At 50.1% G+C, this 20,305-nt stretch carries 14 protein-coding genes and 1 tRNA gene; 7 read left to right on the top strand and 8 right to left on the bottom strand.

Annotated features, from left to right (window positions below; genetic code table 11):
- Positions 1-89: 89 nt before the first annotated feature.
- From H6F67_RS08175 to H6F67_RS08185, 3 genes are all read left to right on the top strand, one after another.
- On the top strand, positions 90-3,758 hold the full coding sequence (locus tag H6F67_RS08175) for a CAAX protease (protein WP_190765167.1): 3,669 nt from the start codon (positions 90-92) through the stop codon (positions 3,756-3,758).
- Between the two features lie 459 nt (positions 3,759-4,217).
- Positions 4,218-4,541: an SDR family NAD(P)-dependent oxidoreductase gene (locus H6F67_RS08180; RefSeq protein ID WP_190765169.1), complete on the top strand. Its 324-nt coding sequence runs from the start codon at positions 4,218-4,220 to the stop codon at positions 4,539-4,541.
- 228 nt (positions 4,542-4,769) lie between these two features.
- Positions 4,770-7,520, top strand: a complete 2,751-nt coding sequence (locus tag H6F67_RS08185) for an MGH1-like glycoside hydrolase domain-containing protein (protein ID WP_190765171.1) — start codon at positions 4,770-4,772, stop codon at positions 7,518-7,520.
- Between the two features lie 135 nt (positions 7,521-7,655).
- Here H6F67_RS08185 and H6F67_RS28085 read toward each other — a convergent pair whose 3' ends face one another.
- On the bottom strand, positions 7,656-7,787 hold the full coding sequence (locus H6F67_RS28085) for a hypothetical protein (protein WP_277874570.1): 132 nt from the start codon (positions 7,785-7,787) through the stop codon (positions 7,656-7,658).
- Positions 7,788-8,053: 266 nt separating this feature from the next.
- Here H6F67_RS28085 and H6F67_RS08190 point away from each other — a divergent pair, with 266 nt between their 5' ends.
- Positions 8,054-9,088: a response regulator gene (locus H6F67_RS08190; RefSeq protein WP_190765173.1), complete on the top strand. Its 1,035-nt coding sequence runs from the start codon at positions 8,054-8,056 to the stop codon at positions 9,086-9,088.
- Positions 9,089-9,162: 74 nt separating this feature from the next.
- Here H6F67_RS08190 and H6F67_RS08195 read toward each other — a convergent pair whose 3' ends face one another.
- Positions 9,163-9,363 carry a hypothetical protein gene (locus tag H6F67_RS08195; protein ID WP_190765174.1) on the bottom strand — a complete coding sequence of 67 codons (201 nt, stop codon included), beginning with the start codon at positions 9,361-9,363 and terminating at the stop codon, positions 9,163-9,165.
- Between the two features lie 410 nt (positions 9,364-9,773).
- Here H6F67_RS08195 and H6F67_RS08200 point away from each other — a divergent pair, with 410 nt between their 5' ends.
- Both H6F67_RS08200 and H6F67_RS08205 read left to right on the top strand, forming a co-directional pair.
- Positions 9,774-10,334 carry a sigma-70 family RNA polymerase sigma factor gene (locus H6F67_RS08200; RefSeq protein ID WP_190765176.1) on the top strand — a complete coding sequence of 187 codons (561 nt, stop codon included), beginning with the start codon at positions 9,774-9,776 and terminating at the stop codon, positions 10,332-10,334.
- Positions 10,335-10,337: 3 nt separating this feature from the next.
- Positions 10,338-11,060: an anti-sigma factor domain-containing protein gene (locus H6F67_RS08205; protein WP_190765178.1), complete on the top strand. Its 723-nt coding sequence runs from the start codon at positions 10,338-10,340 to the stop codon at positions 11,058-11,060.
- A 144-nt stretch (positions 11,061-11,204) separates the two neighbouring features.
- On the opposite strand, the gene H6F67_RS08210 is transcribed toward H6F67_RS08205, so the two are convergent.
- From H6F67_RS08210 to H6F67_RS08235, 6 genes are all read right to left on the bottom strand, one after another.
- Entirely contained in the window at positions 11,205-12,302 is a 1,098-nt protein-coding gene (locus H6F67_RS08210; RefSeq protein ID WP_190765180.1) for a DUF4394 domain-containing protein, read from the bottom strand.
- 400 nt (positions 12,303-12,702) lie between these two features.
- Positions 12,703-14,634: a response regulator gene (locus H6F67_RS08215; RefSeq protein WP_190765182.1), complete on the bottom strand. Its 1,932-nt coding sequence runs from the start codon at positions 14,632-14,634 to the stop codon at positions 12,703-12,705.
- A 4-nt stretch (positions 14,635-14,638) separates the two neighbouring features.
- Positions 14,639-15,079 (bottom strand): response regulator, encoded by a 441-nt coding sequence (locus tag H6F67_RS08220; RefSeq protein ID WP_190765184.1) that lies wholly within the window; start codon positions 15,077-15,079, stop codon positions 14,639-14,641.
- On the bottom strand, positions 15,076-17,865 hold the full coding sequence (locus H6F67_RS08225; RefSeq protein WP_190765186.1) for an ATP-binding protein: 2,790 nt from the start codon (positions 17,863-17,865) through the stop codon (positions 15,076-15,078). Before H6F67_RS08225 ends, H6F67_RS08220 begins: the two co-directional genes overlap by 4 nt.
- Positions 17,850-18,656, bottom strand: a complete 807-nt coding sequence (locus tag H6F67_RS08230; protein ID WP_190765188.1) for an alpha/beta fold hydrolase — start codon at positions 18,654-18,656, stop codon at positions 17,850-17,852. The genes H6F67_RS08225 and H6F67_RS08230 overlap by 16 nt, the downstream gene beginning before the upstream one ends.
- Before the next feature lie 343 nt (positions 18,657-18,999).
- Positions 19,000-19,072 (bottom strand) — tRNA-Thr (locus H6F67_RS08235).
- Between the two features lie 150 nt (positions 19,073-19,222).
- Between H6F67_RS08235 and H6F67_RS08240 the strand changes: the two genes are divergently transcribed.
- Complete coding sequence (locus tag H6F67_RS08240) at positions 19,223-20,305, top strand: sulfate ABC transporter substrate-binding protein (RefSeq protein WP_190765190.1); 1,083 nt, start codon at positions 19,223-19,225, stop codon at positions 20,303-20,305.

Raw genomic sequence — 20,305 nt, forward strand, 5'->3', positions numbered from 1 at the left:
AATAATAGCTAAACGGTAGTTTACTTCGATTAACTGCCATCATTTTGCTTATTCCATGAGGACACATTCAATCGGGAGATCTGCAAAACGTGGCTGACTCAGCAGTGAATCAACTTGGCGATCGAATAGGTGATTTGTTCTCCTTAAATCAGGAAGCATTTCAAACGATTATTAGCTTGCCGCAGGGACGATCGATCGCGCTGCTCGTTGTTCTGCTGGCCGGATTGTCTGTGGCGATCGGGCAGAGCATTATTCTGTTTAGCAATCGAGTTCAGCCAGTCCGATTTGTTTTTAGCTTGCTATTAAACGCCGTTTTGTTTGTTTTTGGTTTTCTGTTTCTTGTCTTGAGTACCTGGCTGATCAGTTGGCTACCCGGATTGGTGCATTTGTCGTGGCGCGATTTGGTCAGAGTGCTAGGACTGAGCTATGCGCCATTGCTGTTTAGCTTTTTGGGCGCGATGCCCTATCTGGGCGTACCCATTTTGAACCTGCTGTCGGTTTGGCATTTGCTGGCGATGGTGACAGGCATCAGCGCGATCGCTCAAATTGGCGGGGCAAGTGCGTTTGTGCAGGTGGCAGTTGGCTGGCTGATGCTGAATCTGCTGGAAGGCACAATCGGAGCGCCAATCGCCCAGCTAGGACAGCGGCTCACTCGACGAGTCGCAGGTGTGGATCTGGTCAGGCAGCGATCGGAACTGGCAAAACAGGTGGAGGCAGATTTTGGCAGACACCTTTCATCGGTCGGAGCGGATCGATCGCCTCCAGCGGAAATTGCTTCAACGGCTACAGCGCCAACGCGATCGAGAACTGCCCAGCCTGCTAGCGCCGCTTTACAGAAGCCTGTTCAGGAAGCGGATACGATCGAAGTGCGATTAGAGCATTGGTTTCAGCGCATTCCTCAAATAATTCGACTGGGATTGATTTTGCTGGGAATGCTGCTGGTGTTTGGGCTGGTTGCCTTATTGCTGCGTCCGATTCGGCTCAGCCTGTTTGGATGGTATGAGAATTTGCCTCGGCTGGTGCGCTGGATTTTTGACCTGAGTTGGATTGGCGTTGTTTCGCTCATCTTTGCCGGACTGCTGGCACCGCTAGAAACGCTGGGCTGGTGGGCGGGCTGGTACGGCGAGGAAGTCGATACGCACAGCGGCATGGCGACGGTGCGATCGAATGGCGAGTGCGATCGAGCCTCCCGCTATGTCATCTACCTGGATGGGGTCGGGCAGTCGGGAGAAGCCTACACACCGGATGTTGTCGATTTTTTAGAAGCGCTCCAGCCTGCTTTGCCGGAGGAGATGCCGCTGGTGCAAGGGCTGATGATGTATTCCGTCCGCAATCAGCCGCTCGTGGCCGATCGCCCGCTGGCCTGGGTTTGGCGACTGGCGGATAAAATGCGCTGGGAAAATCCAATGGCGCTCTTGGGACTGGCGGTGAATATCCGCAATGCCTGGGTTGTTGCGATCTCCACCGACAAACGCTATGGCCCGATCTACAACCGGGGAATTGCTCAAACGCTCTACCACAGCTTAATTGAACGTGGCTATCAACCCAAAGCGGGAACGCCAGTTACGCTGATTGGCTACAGCGGTGGCGGTCAAATGGCCGTTGCCGCCGCACCTTATCTGAAGCGGGCACTCGGAACAACGGTTGAAGTGATTTCGCTGGGCGGCGTCATGAGCGCCAATAATCCATTTCTGACGCTGGAGCATCTTTATCATCTGGTCGGTGACAAAGATGTCGTTGCCGCACTGGGACCAATTTTGTTTCCCGGACGGCGCAAGTGGTTCCCCTTGTCTTACTGGAATCGGGCGCGACGCAAAGGCAAAATTAGCGAGATTTCGCTAGGCGCAATGGGGCATCAGGTTCCGGGCGGAATCATGGACCCGAATGCGGTTTTGCCCAACGGTGAAACGCACTTGCAGCATACGATCGCCACCATTCTCTCGATCCTGCACGGTCAATTTCTCCTTACAACTCCGCCCCGCCCTCGACAAACCAGCAACTACGAAGTTTATCAGCAAGCCGACTTTAACCACTACACCGACTACCCGATCGACCAAACCGTCGATGCACGCTGGTATCGTCCGATCGCGCCCTGGATGGGTCGCCTGATTCTGCCGCAGCATTCGGAACGGCGATTGGTGCGCGGCGTTTGGTTTGAAGTGCATCATGCGGCCAAGGGTTACGAATTTCTGGTCGGGCAGCGAGTCATGCTGCGCTGGGCGATCGACCCGATCGTGAAACAGCGCGTTCGAGCCGTCACCCGCGACGTTCACTTTAGCGTCGATGCTCAATACTCTAGCCAGTACGGAGGCACAATTCACCCCGATCGCCTCAATCACTGGCAGCAGGTTGATCCGCTCGAATCGCTGGCTGGCGCTCACCCGACTGATGATGTGATTGTCATGCTGGAAGGCGCGGTCAAAGTGGGGGATCAGCAAACCGCGCTCTACATCCACCATCAGCCGATCGAAATTACCGGACGCTATTACGGCTTGGTGCAGTTTGAAGCACCGATTGCGGGAACCGATTGCTTCCGAGTGCGGCACTTCAATTCATCCTCACGCCAATTCGACGGCGAGGTAGAAAGCGTGAGACTGCCGGAAGTCGTCATGTCTCCTGGCTACGGCAGTCAGCCTTCTACCGCACACCAAATCGAACAGTCACCGCTAAATGCAGCGGGATGGTACATCTACGGTGCGAAAGATCAAACGGGCTGCTTTGTCGTCCAGGCGATCGCGCCTCGATCGCTATTTCGCCTCCAGCCCGATCGCGTCGTGTTTGGTAGCAAAGCCTCCTACCGCTACATTCGCAAAGAATCTTGGGCGAATATCGTCGCCCAAAAAGGCAAAATTTCCTCGGTTCTGTGCGTCGGGCAGCGGCACGAGCAGATTCAAGCGGCGATCGACGAATGGCAAGTGGGCGATCGTGCCCTCCTGCTGCATGTTTATGGCGGCATTGGCGGCAACAAAAAAGAGCCTGCCGCTGCCACTCCACTTTTCTTTGGTCACTTCTCCTTTGGCATCGCGACTGTGATTCACGACCCGATCAGCGATGAGCGGCGATTCGACATTTCCTACTATCAGGTGTACGCGCACAATACCGATGGCATCACATCAGGAACGCTGCACTGGTCGCGCTACATGGGCGATCGACAGTTCGGCTGGCTGGGTACTCGTCCGGTCTGCGACATTTTGATTAAGTTTGAGCCGTTCACGGGCAATTTTGATTTGAATGGAACACAGCGCTCGCCCCTCACCACAATGGTCAACCAGCTTGAAGCGATGACCGCTCGTTATCGGATTGGGGATGGTACGGGAGCAACTTACGTTGGGCCTGCAAATAACTGCGTTCAAGATTCTAATCAAGCTTTATTTGCCAGCATTCGATCGATTTCTGAGGCGATTGAAAATAATCAACCGCTGCTGCAATCCTGGCTGACCAGCAATCCCGATCAGGCGCACCGCTATCAGCAACTACTGGCTGTGAAGAACAAGCTAAATGATCAATTGCAGCCGTTTGGTTCTCCCCGTGCCGACTGGGAAGCGAATGAATTTAATCTTGGAACGACGATGGAAGATGATCCATTGCGAAATTTGTGGACGGGTTTGGGTAGTTGGCGAACGCTGCTGCCGCGCAAGGCGAGCGATACAATCGTTGAGGTTTTTCTCAAGCACGGTGCGTCCGTTTGGGTGTTGCGAACCAATCAGGTTGGAGGGCATGATCCGGATATCGAACCGATCGCACCCATGACGCTCTAAATAGGCAGAACTGACGATGCTGCACTACATTCGATCGACGCCGCGTACTCCTGACGACTAAAAAAGCTGACCTTTCTTAGAATTGAATTAGCCCTTGGAACCAAGTTCCACTGTCGCGCAATCTAGTATTACAGGAAGAGGAAATTACCAGGGCATCAAACACTCCAATATCACAAGTTCCAGTCACACTAATCACCTGCAATCCGCTCGCAGAAGATGCAAAACTTTCGACACGACCCTGCACAACGAAGCTGTATTGGAGATTCTTTCATTTTTTAGAAAATCTTCTGAATTTTCGTTCAAACAATGCAAAGATTGCGACAAATCACATTGAATTTTGATCTTTTTATTAACCTTGTTCATATGAGTTTCATATCTTCTTGTTCTACTTTAAATGCTGAATAACTTCAGCCGTACTTCGATCGATTCTTGCCTCGATCGTTTGGAGAATGATTCAGTATGAATGGACTAGCTGGAAAAACTGCTTTGGTTACAGGAGCAAATTCAGAAACTGGACAGGCGATCGCCGTTCGTCTTGCGCGAGAAGGCTGCAACGTTGTGATTAATTACGGTAGAAAAATTGAGGAAGGAAAGTATACTGAAAAGCTTGTTCTGCAAGCAGCAGATGAAGCGGGAAATAGCGTTCAAACTTTGCTAGTGCAGGGCGATATTTCAAAAGAGGATGATATCGTTCGGATGGTGAACATTGCGATCGAAAGATTTGGCAGCCTAGATGTTCTGGTGGAACAGCGTCGAAATTCATTTTGCATTTCCTTCGCATAAAATTTCAACTGACAAATTTGATCCAATACTCAATAATGTCAATCTTTGCAATGGCCTTCCAAAGCAATTTGGCTGCTGCGATTGTTCACAGGCGCTAGTTTCTTTTACACAGGTGCATTGATGATTGCGCTTCCTTGGCAGACTGGTAGTCGCGTATCTTTTGAGCTTTACTAGTTCACAGCCCAATCGATTCAGTAGATCGAGCATTCAAACTAATAGGAGACGGGCATGACCGCAGAAGAACAACGGCTTGAACAGAATCGTACTGGTAAAGCGGACTGGTATAAGTGGGGACCGTATCTGAGCGAACGCCAGTGGGGAACGGTGCGCGAAGACTACAGTTCAGATGGCAATGCATGGAGTTACTTTCCACACGATCATGCTCGATCGCGCGCTTACCGATGGGGCGAAGATGGGCTTGGCGGCATCACCGACAATCACAACTTACTGTGCTTTGCGATCGCCCTTTGGAACGGTCAAGATCCAATCTTGAAAGAGCGCTTGTTTGGATTGACCAACAGTGAAGGCAATCACGGCGAAGATGTCAAAGAGTATTACTTCTATCTCGACAGTACGCCAACCCATTCATATATGAAGTATCTCTACAAATATCCGCAAACGACATTTCCCTATGTGGATTTAGTGGAGACAAATCGCGATCGCAGTCGCTATGAATTGGAATATGAACTGCTAGATACAGGCATCTTTGATGACGATCGCTACTTTGATGTATTTGTCGAATATGCCAAGGCAGATACCGAAGATGTTTTGATTCAAATCAGCATTGCTAATCGAGGTGCAGAAGCGGCTCCAATTCATTTGCTGCCGACGCTGTGGTTTCGCAACACTTGGTCTTGGTCTGTGGGTGGTGCCAAGCCGACTTTGACAAAGATTGATGGAACGGGAAATAGTGTCGTTCATGCTCACATTACTGACACTTTGCTGGATCAATACATTAAAGACTACTATTTCTATTGCGATGGCGTAGCTCCACTGCTGTTCACCGAAAATGAAACGAACAATCAGCGGTTGTTTAACAGCCCTAGCGCCAGTCCCTATGTGAAAGATGGCATCAATAACTATGTTGTGCAGGGACAGCAGGAAGCCGTGAATCCGAGCAATGTGGGAACCAAAGTTTCCCCACATTATCAACTGATGATTGAGGCGGGCGAAACAAAGGTGCTGCGCTTTCGCCTGTCGAAATATACTCCCGCTCAAGTAGGAGAACCCTTTGGCATTTATTTTGAACAACAGTTTGCGGCTCGCTTGAAAGAAGCAGATGAATTTTATGCAGCCGTCACTCCACCCGCGGTGTTGGCCGATCGCGATCGTGCGAATGTCATGCGACAAGCGTTGGCGGGAATGATGTGGACAAAGCAGTATTTCTACTACGACGTGGATCAATGGCTGCGCGAGCGCAATGTGACACCTTGGACGCAGCCGAACGATCGCAAGCATGTCCGCAACAGCGATTGGTTTCACATGCACAATGACGACATTGTTTCAATGCCGGACAAGTGGGAATATCCCTGGTATGCGGCTTGGGATCTCGCCTTTCACGTGATTCCAATTAGTCTAATTGATCCGGATTTCGCCAAAGATCAATTGATGCTGATGCTGCGCGAAGATTATTTGCATCCCAACGGTCAAATTCCCGCTTATGAATGGAATTTTGGCGATGTAAATCCGCCCGTTCATGCGTTTGCCACTTGGGAAATTTATACACGCGATCGCGAACGCAACAGCGGCGTCGGCGACCTGAACTTTCTCAAATATGCCTTCTCAAAGCTGCTGATTAACTTTACCTGGTGGGTGAATCGCAAAGACGAAAATGGCAACAATTTATTTCAAGGAGGATTCTTAGGACTTGACAACATCAGCGTGTTCGATCGCAGTTCTCCTTTACCGACAGGTGGACATCTTGAACAGGCAGACGGCACAGCCTGGATGGTGTTTTTCAGCCAGCGAATGTTTCAAATTGCGATCGAATTGGCTCTACATGATCCGCTTTATGAAGACCTGGCGATCAAGTTCTTTGAGCATACGATGTGGATTACGGGCGCGATGGATCGAATTGGCGAATGTCATGATGAATTGTGGGACGAAGAAGATGGTTTCTTCTACGATGTACTGCAACTTCCGGGTGGCAATTCGACGCGATTGAAGGTGCGATCGCTCGTGGGTTTGTTGTCTTTGATGGCCGTTGCGGTTTTTCCAAGAGAAGCATTTGAAAAGCTGCCGCGCCTGAGAGAACGAGCGCAAACGTTCATCATGCGTCATCCAGAACTAACGCAAAATATTCACCTGCCTATTCAACCTGGTGAACGCAACCGCCTGATGCTTTCGATTTTGAATGAAGACAAATTGCGTCGCGTTTTGACTTATATGCTAGATGAATCGGAATTCCTAAGTGATTACGGCATTCGATCGCTCTCTCGCTATCACTTGGAAAATCCCTACTGCTATTATCACAATGGCATCGAGTTTAAGGTTGGCTATGTTCCAGGCGATTCCAATTCAGGCATGTTCGGCGGCAACTCGAATTGGCGCGGTCCAATTTGGATGCCTGTGAATCTTTTGCTGTTGCGATCGCTGCTGCAACTTTATAGCTACTACGGCGATGCTTTCACGATTGAATATCCAACCAGATCGGGAAATCGTCTCACGCTGTTTGAAATTACTGAGCAAATCAGCGAACGAATTGTCAGCATTTTTCTCAAGGATGAAACGGGTCGCCGTCCGCTTTATGGGGGGGCTGAAAAGTTTCAAACAGATCCGCACTGGCGCGATCTGATTTTGTTCTATGAATACTTCAATGGTGATAATGGCGCGGGCGTTGGAGCCAGCCATCAAACCGGATGGACAGGCTGCATCGCTCGGATCATTCAAGCATTAGGCTACTTCACGCCAGAAACCGTGCTGGATACAATCGCACCTGGAGAACTTGCCAAGTACCGGGTTGGAGGACACTATGAGTAAATATGAATGAAATGGTGCAATCTGTCCTGTTTGCTCGTGCTCGGTTGTCGGTTATTAAAACTAATCCGATCGCGATGCAATTTGGCATGATTCACACGGGCGATCGCATTTAGGAAACGCCGCTCATCAGCCAGCTTAACGTTGACGACCTTGTTGATGCTTTAGACGATTGGCTTGACCATGATCCGGATTTTGCCCGACGTATTTAGAACTAGAGTCGGCGGCTTCAGCGACTTGTGCGATCGCACTACGGACAAGTTCAGTCATTGAATATTGAATGCTGATATTAGATGATTCCGCTGAAGTATTGTGTATTTTTCTACGCTTCAGCTTTTTGTTTTGAGCAAAATAGTTTATGCTGCCAGTGAGTCATGTCAGACCCGAAATGATGAAAACTTCAGCGTTTCGATCCGTTTTTCAAGGAAAGAAATAGCCTTTAGATCTGATGTTCGCTTGTTTGATTCGCGCCGAAAGGGAACCTGCATAAACTTTATTTTCCAGTCAAGTAAAGGCTGATCAGGGAAAGGTGCTTCATGAAACTTCTTGTCATTGAAGACGATCAGGACACAAGCGAATTGCTTTCAGCCAAACTCTCCGCCCATCGTTATGCCGTCGATGCGATCGCAGATGGATCGGATGGCCTAGAACTTGCTTCTCAGTGGAGCTACGACCTGATCGTTTTGGATGTTTTGCTGCCGACGCTCAACGGCGTCGAAGTTTGCCGCCGCCTCCGCGCTCGCAACTGTCAAACGCCCATTCTCATGCTCACCGCCAAGGACGCCAACGAAGATATTATTGCGGGCTTGGATGCAGGTGCGGATGATTATGTCGCCAAGTCTTGTGACGACTCACAGCTACTTGCAAGAGTGCGAGCGCTTCTGCGGCGTGGGGCAAAAGTGGCCTCTTCCCCCGTACTGACTTGGGGACTGCTCAGTCTTGATCCGGCATCCGCTCAGGTGACTTATGACCAAAAATCGATCGCCCTTCGCCCGAAAGAATACGCGCTGCTAGAGCTATTTTTGCGTAATCCTCAGCGCATTTTTAGCCGTAGCGCCATCATCGATCACTTGTGGTCAATGGAAGAAACTCCGGTTGAAGGTTCTGTCACCAACTTGATTAAAGACTTACGACAGCGATTGAAAGCTGCTGGAATGAATGCCGACTTCATTGAAACCGTTTACGGATTGGGCTATCGGCTCAAAACAGCACCCGGACAAGAATCCGCTCAAGCAGGCGATCGAATTGTTCGAGAGCGGCGCGGCAAGGCAGCCATTGAACAAATTACAGTGCGATTTCGGGAATCGCTTGAGCAGCGAATCACGGTGTTGGAAGCAGCAGCGCGATCGATTCACGCAGGAAATTTTAATTTGCAGCAACAGCAAATTACTCAAAAAGAAGTCCATAAACTCGCAGGCGGATTAGGAACGTTTGGCTACAGCAAAGCATCCGAAATTGCTCAGGCGATCGAACAATTACTAGAACTCAAGACGAGTCAAAAATCGATTTTTGCGAACCAGTTCTCTCAATTGCTGAAGGAGTTGAAACAAGAGCTAGCCTTGAAAGCTTGATTGAGGCAATCAGCTTGCTGTGTCATTTACTCGCCTATCCCATGCTGAAATCAGATTGACAGATCGACAGCCGCTTATGAACTGGGCAGCTCTGATGAGGGCGATGTAGTCTGGGCAAGCGATCGCTGAATCGCGCCTTCTCCATAGCCTAAGTCGTACTGACTTGCTTGCTCTGGATCAGTTTCTGGCGGCTGTTTGGAGCGACCGAGCAAGCCATCTTCTTTACCCCGACTAAACCAATCTTCCTCAGCTTGCTTAGGATTGTTTGTGCTCATCTTTCCTATCCTCATTTGTACACAGGCAAGATTTATGTATGATTGTGCCACACAATTGTTGGGTATTGAAGCCGCAGAAGTCTACCTCTTCTCTTCACGAGCCTTGTGAGAGATTTTGTTCAATTTGCAACAGAAAATCGATCGTTTGTTTGCATGTCTTTTATTTGTTTTTGGAGAATTTGATAAAAGGCTAAATGCGTCGCAGCAGATCAGAATCTCTAGAGAAACAATCGAGTTATTGATGTTATTCGCTGCCGCGCATTTGGCTTTATTCTCATTCAGGGGGAATGCAGTCACCGCGATCGCATTTCTCTGGGCGTGTAGCGTTCAACATCTCACGTACAATGAAAACTGGAGAAAAATCAGTTCGTTCTGTCTGTACGGTGCTTGAGCCATCGCATCACTAACCAATGTCTTTATCAAGCCAAACGGATGCAGAATTATTTCAAGCACTCAGAGCGGGTCAAACAGACGCACTCAGCATTTTGTACGATCGTCATGCCGGACTAGTGTATGGATTAGCGCTCAAAGTGCTCGGCAACACCCAAGAAGCCGAAGATTTAACGCAGGATATTTTTCTTACCTTGGTGCGTGGCTGTTCCTACGATCCAAAGCGCGGTTCATTGCGAACATTTCTTGCCGTCTTAACTCGATCGCGCTCGATCGATCGGCTGCGATCGCGTCGGAGTGCACTGGCATTTTTGCATCGCTGGCGTAGCAATCCGCGTGAGACTGCATCCGATGCGCCGTTAGAATTCGTATTTCAAAATGAGCAATCTCAAGCAGTGCAAACAGCGCTATCTCAACTATCCGAAAGTCAACAGCAAATTCTAAAGCTGGCTTATTATGAAGGGCTAAGTCAGTCAGAAATTGCTCAGCGATTAGAGATTCCGCTCGGTACGGTAAAGGCTAGAGCCAGAAGAGGACTACTGCAATTACGCCAAATGCTCACCAATATTTCTCAACCGTGATTTATGGCGATGTTGCCTCCAGAACAACAGGAACTGATTGCAGGCTATGTGTTGGGCGACTTGCTACCCGAAGAAGCCGCAGAATTTGAGCAACTTCTCGCTCAAGATTCTGCGATCGCTGCTGAAGTTGCTCAAATGCAGCAGGCGCTAGAACTCGCTTATGCCCCGTCAGAAATTGCACCACCAGCACAGTTGCGATCGACCATTCTTGCAAAAGCCAACGAGCGATCTGTTGCGGCAGTGGGGCGCTTTTCTCAACGCGCAATGGCGATCGCAGCAGCTTCTTGCATTGCGGTTTTAGCAGGCAGCAATTATTGGCTGTGGCGTGGCTTGCAAACCACTCAGGTTGAGCCACAATCTGCTCCTTTAACTTATTCATTACAGCCTACAGATGCGAATCTTTCAGCAGCAGCGGCAACAGTTTCTGTTGATCCTAACCGCTTAGAAGCCACGATCGAGATGCGAAATTTGCCACCTTTGCAGGCCGATCAAGTATATGTATTGTGGACAGTATTAACGCCGAATGCGCCCTACACAACCGATGCGAAACAAGCAATTTTAACCAAAGTCTTTCAGGTGGACGATCGCGGCAATTTCACGCAAACGATCGCGGTTCCCGAAGTGTATCGCAACCGCGATTTAGTCGCTAAAGTGGCTGTGACGATCGAATCAGCAACTGCTCCCCAAAAACATACCGGATCGCCCATCTTGATTACGAATTCGTAATGGACAATCCGGTTTGAAGCGCGATCGATTGAGAGGTCAGGTTTCAAATCACCCGAAGAATTCATCATCGCTGTTTGCAGATGAATGACGGGTCGAGGCAGGTGTGATGTGCCCCGACGAGGAATCGATCGACATTGGCTGTAGTTAGGGTCTTGCAGCCAACCCAACAAAATTCAGTCGCGTGGTCAAATCTCGAACTTCGCCAATCAATGTCGCTGCACCCGTCGTTAGATTAATGGAATACAAAGACGAATTGGACAAACCAAAAGCGTTATTCACCCCACTTTGCGGAGTAACGATGTCAAACGCCGCAGACGCGCTGAAGTCAACACCCAGCGAACCGATCGCAATTTGCGTTCCGGCATTCGGCGGATTTTGCTCAAAGAGCTGATCGGTTGTGGTGTTGATGCCAAGCTGTCGGGTTGGTCGCGTCGTTGTTGCGCCTCCAAAACTTTCGGTGTAGGCAGTGGCCGCGATCGAAGTCGTTGCGCCATTCAGGTTGCCGTCTGTCTCGATGCTTGGTGTCGCCAGGTTGGAATCTACAACTGCACCCGTGTCGGGGTTCAAGCGGAGGTTTTGCCCCGCATCGCTGACCACGCGGATGCGATCGACGCTGGGATTAAAGTCGAAACCAAAGTTCGTACCATTGAGCGGCACGGCGAACGGCTGACCAATTTGCGTGGCGGCTCCGCTGCTCAGGTCAATGCTGTAAAGGCGGTTGGTGCTGCCCAGTCCAAATAGCTGACCGTTATTCGGACGAAAATCGATGCCGCGCAAGCTTTCGCCAGCTTGCAGTCCAGTAAGGGCAACTCTGGTGACGTTGGTGAGGTTGTCGCTGTTGAAAAGCGTCAAACTGTTGTCGCTGGTTAAACCCACAAACTTCGCAGTCGTGGCAGTCGGCGCCTCGATCGAACTGGCCGACAGCCGCAGCCGGTAGGCGGTTTGACCATTTTGCCGAGTCGTTTTGATGAAATAGCGACCTCGCTCCAGCGTGGTGTTGATAGCCTCATTTTGCCGATTGGGATTCCTGGAAGTGGCGATGCGCTGGCGATCGCTGTTGAACAATGTCAAATCCACATTGCTTCGGAGTCCTCTCAGCAAGCCTTGAAAGCTGCTGCGACGAGTAATGCGAAAGCTGAAAAAATCCACTTTGTCGCTGGCACTCGCCGTGTCGCGAATGACGCGATTCTGTTGCAAAACTTTGAGATTTTGGGCGCGATCGAAGCTGTTGTTTGAAGCCATGTTGAATCTTGAGTTTAATGTCAACATTTTCATTACGACTCTGAGACAGGCATTGGATGCATCAAATTGGCAACTGCAATAAACCCTGGTTTATCTGCATCCAGCCGAATCTGAAGAATTTTCTTCTATCATCTCTGTCAATTGACAGAGGTACTTTCCTCCAAAATCTGTAACGCACGCAGGAGTCAGCCAATCTGCCGCTCTATCTTATTCACCGAAAGCCAGTCAGGAGAAGCAATTCATAATTCAACCTGCATCTGCTCAAGCAAGACAGATGATGCGAGCAATTCTTATTCAACTGCCGCTTATTTCTATAAACCGAAGTGCGCTTGATAGCTAAATAAGTCATCATTGAGCTGCATTCAATCTCGATCGCTCAGGAGTTCAAAATGACTCACCTCTAAGATTCCTGAATGGATAAGCTTTGCAGCGACACAGAAGATTCTGCTTTCACAACTTCGTGAATAGTTTTGATCAGTTCTTGTGCTGTGTATGGCTTTGCTAAAAATGTTTGAATGCCCAAAGTTTCTACAGCAAGCTGATTGCTTGATGCCAAACCACTTACTGCGATGATCTTAACATTAGGATTAATCTTTCTGAGTGTGCGAATGACCGTTATTCCATCCATAATGGGCATCATAATATCAACCACAACAGCGCTAATCTCGTTTTGATGCTGGGCATAGAGCGCGATCGCTGCAATGCCATCATGCGCCGTCAAAACCTGATAATTATAGGCTTCTAGTGAGGTTTGGCTGATTTCACGAATCGACGCTTCATCATCCACAATTAATATCAGTTCTCCCTGCCCCAGCGGTATTTCAGCTTCTTGAATCTCTGCTGGTTCTGCTATATTTACGGCAGGTAGAAATACTCTGAATGTTGTGCCTTCACCGATCGCACTCGTCACATTAATGAAACCACCGTGACTTTTGACGATGCCAATGACAGTCGATAATCCTAATCCTGTTCCTTTGCCGACTTCTTTGGTTGTGAAAAACGGCTCGAAGATTCGATCGATAATCTCAGGCGAAATTCCAGTGCCCGTATCGCTTAAGATCACCACAATATAAGAACCAACTTTTGCATCCAAATTCATCCGCGCATAGTTCTCGTCCACCACAAAATTTTCGGCATGAATGCTTAATGTTCCACCGTTTGGCATCGCATCGCGGGCATTGACACACAGATTCATCAGCACCTGATGCAGTTGAGTTGCGTTCCCGGTTACTGTCCATAGATTCGCCGGAATATCAGTATAAATCTCGATCGATTTTGGAAAGGTTTCCTGAGCAATTTGCTGAATTTCTCGAATTAAATGCTTGATTTGTAAAAGCGTTTGTTTGCCTTCAACCCCACGCGCAAAAGACAGCACTTGCTTAACTAATGCAGCACCTCGTTTGGTGTTGGACTCTACAATCTCTAGCATTCGCTGAGTTCGATCGTCTATCTCAGTTAACTGCATTTTCAGTAATTGAGCAGTTGCCAAAATTGGCGTCAAAATATTGTTGAGATCGTGGGCAATGCCGCTTGCCAATGTGCCAATGCTTTCCATGCGCTGAACGCGGAGAAATTGAGCTTCTAGCTGCTTTTTCTCAGTAACATCTGAACTGACAACCAGGATTGATTTTGGTTTTTCGTCTTCGTCGCGCATCAATGTCCAGCGGCTCGCAACCAGGATTGTCCGGTTATCTTTCGTGGTTTGCTCTAGCTCCCCGTACCACTCTCCTTCGGCCATTAAGACACTGTATGCATTGCGAAATTGTCGCGAATTCGGCTTATAGAGCAACCTGCTTGCCGATCGACCTAAAACTTCTTCTGCCTTCCAACCATGAAGCCGTTCAGCCCCTTGATTCCAAAACAGAATTTTGCTTTCGAGATCGCAAACTAAAATTGCATCGGTGGCAATATCAAGTAGAGCCGCCTGTTCGCGAATACGCTGTTCGGTTCGCTTCCGTTCGATCGCATATCGGATCGATCGCACTAGTAGATCGCTGCTGACTTCTCCTTTGACCAGATAGTCTTGTGCCCCTTCCTGCACTGCTTTGATCGCGATCGTTTCGTCATCAAGTCCCGTGACAACCACGATCGGAACGGCCATTGCGCGTCGATGCAGCCGCACAAAGGTTTCAAGACCTCGACTGTCGGGCAGTGACAGATCGAGCAGAATCACATCACACTGCTCGCCAAGTGCCTGTAAGCCTTGACTCAATCGGTCAACCTGCTTAATTTGAAATTGAACCGAAGCTACTTCCTTGAGCAGTTCCCGCAGCAGTCGAGCATCGCCAGGATTGTCTTCTACAAGTAACACTTTGATGAATTGTTGTTCCATCTTTTTACTCCTGCGGCAGTTTCACAATGGTTAACCAAAACTGCTCAATTGATTTAACCACTTGAATGAACTGATCGAGGTCGATCGGTTTTGCAATGTAACAGTTGGCATGAAGATCATAGGCTTTGATGATATCTTCCTCAGCCTCCGAGGTCGTAAGAATCACGATCGGAATTCGCCTCAAGTGCGGGTCGGATTTGATCTCCTCTAAAACTTCTCGCCCGTCCTTCTTAGGAAGATTGAGATCGAGCAAAATTAAATCTGAATGTGGCGTGTTGGTATACGGTGCTTTCTTGTGAAGAAAATCAAGGGCTTGTATGCCGTCTGCAACAACGCTGAGATGGTTGTGAATCTTGCCTTCCTGCAAAACTTCCTGTGTGAGACGCACATCGCCAGGACTGTCTTCGACTAGCAAAATCTCGATCGGGCGGCCTGTCCTACTCATGATGCTTCTCCTGAGTCAGGCAGCGTAAAGCGAAAGGTAGACCCCTGAGAGGATGGCTCTACCCAAATTTTACCGCCATGCCGCTCGACAATTTTTTTGCAGACAGATAGGCCAATTCCTGTACCTGCATAGTCCGATCGACTGTGTAGTCGCTGAAAAATCACGAAAATTCGCTCGGCATATTGCGGTTCAATGCCAATGCCATTATCGCGAACGGAAAACAGCCACTCCTGCTCTTGGCGATCGACAGCAATGTCAATCACAGGCGGATCATCGCCGCGAAACTTGATGGCATTGCTGATCAGATTTTGAAATAGCTGAATCATCTGGCTGGCATCTGCGAAGACTCTGGGCAAAGTGGGGTAGGTAATTGTCGCGCCGCTTTCTTCGATCGCGATTTTGAGGTTGGCGATCGCCTGCTCAACGACAACGTTCAAATCCGTTGCCTCAAACAGTTTGCCATGTGTGCCAACTCGCGAATACATCAGCAGATCGTTGATCAGCGTCTTCATGCGGACCGCGCCGTCTACCGCAAAGCCAATGAAGTCATCTGCATCCGCATCCAGCTTGCCGCGATAGCGTCGCTGCAAAAGCTGCAAATAGCTCGTCACCATTCGCAGCGGCTCTTGCAAATCGTGCGAGGCAATGTAGGCAAACTGCTGAAGCTCAATGTTGGAGCGCAAGAGGTCTTGCCGCTGTCGTGTTTCTTGCTCTAGCAGTTGCGCTTGCGTCAAGGCAATTCCAATTTGGTCGGCCAGTTGCTTGAGCAGTTCGATTTCAAAGCTTGTCCACTGGCGGGGGCGATCGCACTGGTGAGCGATCAGCAGTCCCCAAAGTTCGGCTTTCGCCACGATTGGAACAACCAGCTTGGCTTTGACTTGAAACTGCTGCACAAACTCAACCAGACAGGGAGCAATTCCACTATCTTGCTGGATATCGGCCAGCGATTGAACTCGTCCTTGGAGGTAAAGCTGCCGATAATGTTCGGGAAACACTTCATTTGGAAAGGTTTGGCCTAAAACCGATGAAAATCCGGGTAAGACTGCTTCGGCAACGCCGCTGCCCGTGCCATCCGGCCACAAGCGATAGACCAAGACGCGATCGGCATTGAGAATTTTTTGAACTTCTGTGACCGCAGTTTGCAGAATGTCTTGAAACTGAAGCGACTGGCGAATTTTCAGCGTCACTTCCGCAAACAGTTGGGATTTGCGGAAGTGACGCTGGAGTTCTTCTTGTGCCTGGATGCGATCGGTCATGTCGGTCATGCCGCCCAGCATCCGAATCGGCTTTCCCTCCTGGTGCATCACATAGCCGCGATCGAGGACATTGGCATACGATCCATCCGCGCAACGATAGCGATATTCACCGACCCAAGCCTGTCCGCCCTGCTGAATTATGGCCTGGATGCTGGACACGACTCGCGATCGATCGTCCGGGTGAATGTGGCTTATCCACCAAGCACTGTTCGCCCCCACGTCGGCCTCAGAGTAGCCAAACAGTGTTTCGATGCCTTCGTTCCACCAGACGCGATCGTTGAGTAAATCCCAATCCCACACGGCATCATTGGTTGTTCGCGCAATCAGTTGAAATCGCTCTTCGCTTTGATGCAGCGCAGTTTCGGCCTGCTTGCGCTCAGTAATATCATCCAATACCCAGAGCCGACCGGGAACCTGACGCAGATGAATCGGAGTGCTAGACAAGCTCAAAACCTGAGTCGGCTGGCTAAAGCACCACTGCCAATCGCGAATTTCAACTTGCGGCTGTGAAAAAAACTGAGCCGCTTGAGCTGCAATTTCTTCTTGGTTGTCTGCCCGCATTCGCAGCGCAGTCATGGCCTGAGCAAATGCGGCAGGTGCGATCGCACCTTGCGGCAAATTAAGCTGCATCGCTGCCGTTTGATTGATCCAGCCCTGTTCGCCGTTCTCATCCAAAAACACAATACCTTGCGGAATCGTTTCCAGGGTGGCAATCAGCCGCGCCTGAAGCTTTTCCAAGCACAACGTTACATCTTGAAAGCGCAAGAGATTACTTAAGCTGCTCCGCAATGAGTTCACATACTGCTGCAACCGCTGCGAGAACCGGACAGGACGATACCACAGCAGCAGAATCGCTCCTTGCACCTGCTCGGATTGGCGCAGCGGAATGACCACCAGCGATTTCACACCTTGAGCTAGCAAAGTAGACGCAGGATTTGGGATGGCCGGATAGTTCGGATGGAAAAGACAGGCGTTTTGCTCGATCGCCTCGGCAAACAGCGCAGGCGTAGTCAGCCGTGAGGGAAGCACCGTTTCCGGCAGGCTCAGCAGCGTTTCCGCCGTGACACTATCAAGCTGTCGCAGGGCGATCGCCGCATCTGCATCTGTTGTCTCCCGCAGCGCAACTAATGCTTGAGCGATCGACTGCTGTGGGGTTTGCGCCGTCTCCGGCTGAAGCAAACTGGCGATCGTGCCTTGAGCAGCCCACTGCCATTCCTGCCAGCGCAGCCACTGCCGCGTTCCCAAACCGAGCAGGACAACCAAGCCGAGAATTTCAGCTTCACGCAGAGACGGGCGATCGAGTAGCCAAGGTATCGCCACCAAAATGCTAGCCGCCGCGATCGGCCAAGGCAGCAGCGTCAAGAAGCCAAACGTGATCAGCGCCAGTTGAAAAATCAGCGGTACGCCTGAAAGTGCGCCAATTGCCAGCAGCGCGATCGCCAATGCCAGAACAAAGGGAGTCGCGGTCGGCAGTCGATCGGGATGACGAAGCGACACAAAGTGCCAGCGTCGAGTCAAGCGGCGAGACATTCTTTCAAAGTTTGAGTGACCACATCCGGCGCACTGAGATGAGGAAGATGTCCTTGAGCGTTGATTTGAATCAGTTTGGACTGCGGAATGTGAGCAGCCATATACTGACCTACTTGCGGCGGAACTGCAACATCGTTGTTGGACTGGAGAATCACGACGGGAACCGTCAGCTTGGGCAGTTCGGCGCGGTGGTCAGATTGAAAGATCACTCGTGCCACCGCCTGAGCAATATCCGGACGAATGGCCGAGAGCGTTTTGGCAAACTCGATCGCCAGTTCAGGCCGTTCTGGATTTCCCATCGCGATCGGCGCAAAACCGCTCGCCCAAGCATAGTAGTTTGCCGACATTGCCGCATACAGCCCGTCGAGGTCGGCCTGCTCAAACCCGCCGATGTAGCCTGTTTCCGGCTCATTCAAATAGCGCGGCGAAGCTCCAACAAACACCAACTGCCGAAAGCGACTCGGATCAATGAGAGCAGCAAGCAGGCTGACCATGCCGCTCACCGAATGCCCCACCAGGATTACGTCAGACAGCTTGAGCGCGGCACAGAGTTCCAACAAATCTTCGGCATAGCTGTAGAGCGATCGATAGCGGAGCGGACTGTAGGCCGCCATGTCAGATTGACCTGCTCCGACATGATCGAATAGCACAATTTGGTAGGACGACTCGAAAGCGGGAACTTGGTGTCGCCAAGCCGTTTGGTCTGACCCAAAGCCATGTGCAAAGATGACGGTTTCACGTCCTCGCCCCAGCACATGCACGTTGTTGCGCTGCATGACGCTACTTTGCATCGGTTCATCTCTCTTGATGTGGATATCTCTACAGTAGACTACTCGCCTGTTGTAAATGGGCAACTGCTCCAGCTTGATGTGCTGATGTGCCCGGTGGAACAGCGCAAGCGGTCGAACCCAATCAAGTTGCTCATTGTTGATTTGTTAAGTTTCGGCAGCTACGCCATCGAGCCGCTCCCGCCAGTTGCTTTACCTGTAGGTGGAACGCTTGTCTGTGTACAAGACGATTGATTGATAGCAACAGTTCTCGCTGTGGTTGTCGTCCGCTGACTAGCACACATAGCAACCGCCGATCGTTTCAAGCTTTGGTTGCTACTCTACATCTGTATAAGCTTTTCAACCAAGCTGGTGACAAGACTCGAACTTGCGACCGGCTGATTACAAATCAGCTGCTCTACCAACTGAGCTACACCAGCAACAGCGCTAATATAGCAAATTTTTGGGCTTTTTTAGTGGCAAGGCTTGATCGATCGCTGTGCTAAATGGCTGATTTGCCTGTATGATATCTGCTAAAGTCAGTATTCCGACCGAATAACCGTAGATTCAAAAAGAGGAAGAATACGAAAATGCTACGTCAACTCAAGCTGCGCTCCTGGAAGCGCTGGATTGCTCTGTTTCTGGTTGGCTTGGGGCTAAGTACCTCATTGGCCGCTTGTGCAGGTGGCACTCAAACTGGAAATAGTGCAGATGGTGCAGCGGGTGGCAGCAATGAACCTGTTGAACTCACGCTCGTATCGTTTGCCGTGACGCAAGCAGCTTACGAAAAAATTATTCCGCTGTTTACTGAGAAATGGCAGGCAGAACACAACCAGGAGGTGACGTTTAATCCCAGCTACGGCGGATCGGGATCGCAAACTCGCGCCGTCATCGACGGCTTAGAGGCCGATGTCGTTGCCCTTGCACTTGCTTTGGACACCAACAAAATTCAAGAAGCTGGGCTGATTGAACCCGGCTGGGAGAAAGACGCGCCCAATGACGGCATTGTCACCAAATCTGTTGCTGCGCTAGTGACGCGAGAAGGCAATCCGAAAGGCGTTTCAACCTGGGCAGATTTGACAAAAGACGGCGTTCAGGTGATCACTGCCAATCCGAAAACGTCAGGCGGAGCGCGGTGGAACTTTTTGGGTCTGTGGGGTTCGGTGACGAAAACAGGCGGCACGGATGCTCAGGCTGAAGAATTCACAACCAAGGTGTTTCAAAACGTGCCTGTGCTGCCGAGAGATGCGCGGGAAGCCACTGATGTGTTTTTCAAGCAGGGTCAGGGCGACGTGCTGATCAACTACGAGAACGAAGTGCTGCTGGCGAAGCTGAACGGTCAGGAATTGCCCTACACGATTCCGACTGACGTGAATATTTCGATCGACAATCCGATCGCCGTTGTCGATGCCAACGTTGAAAAGCACGGAAATCGCGAAGTGGCCGAAGCCTTTGTCGAGTTTTTGTTTACGCCCGAAGCGCAGCGCGAATTTGCGAAAGTCGGATTTCGATCGGTTGATGCCACTGTCGAAAGCGAATTTGCTGCCGACCATCCCAAAGTGAACAACTTGTTTACTGCGGCAGACATGGGCGGCTGGGCAGAAATCCAAACGAAATTCTTTGATGACGGCGCGGTCTTCGACAAAATTCAAGCTCAGGTGGGCAAGTCGTAG

Origin of the sequence: Microcoleus sp. FACHB-1515 (assembly GCF_014696105.1) — a bacterium.
In the GTDB taxonomy this organism is placed as follows: Bacteria; Cyanobacteriota; Cyanobacteriia; order Elainellales; family Elainellaceae; genus JAAUTJ01.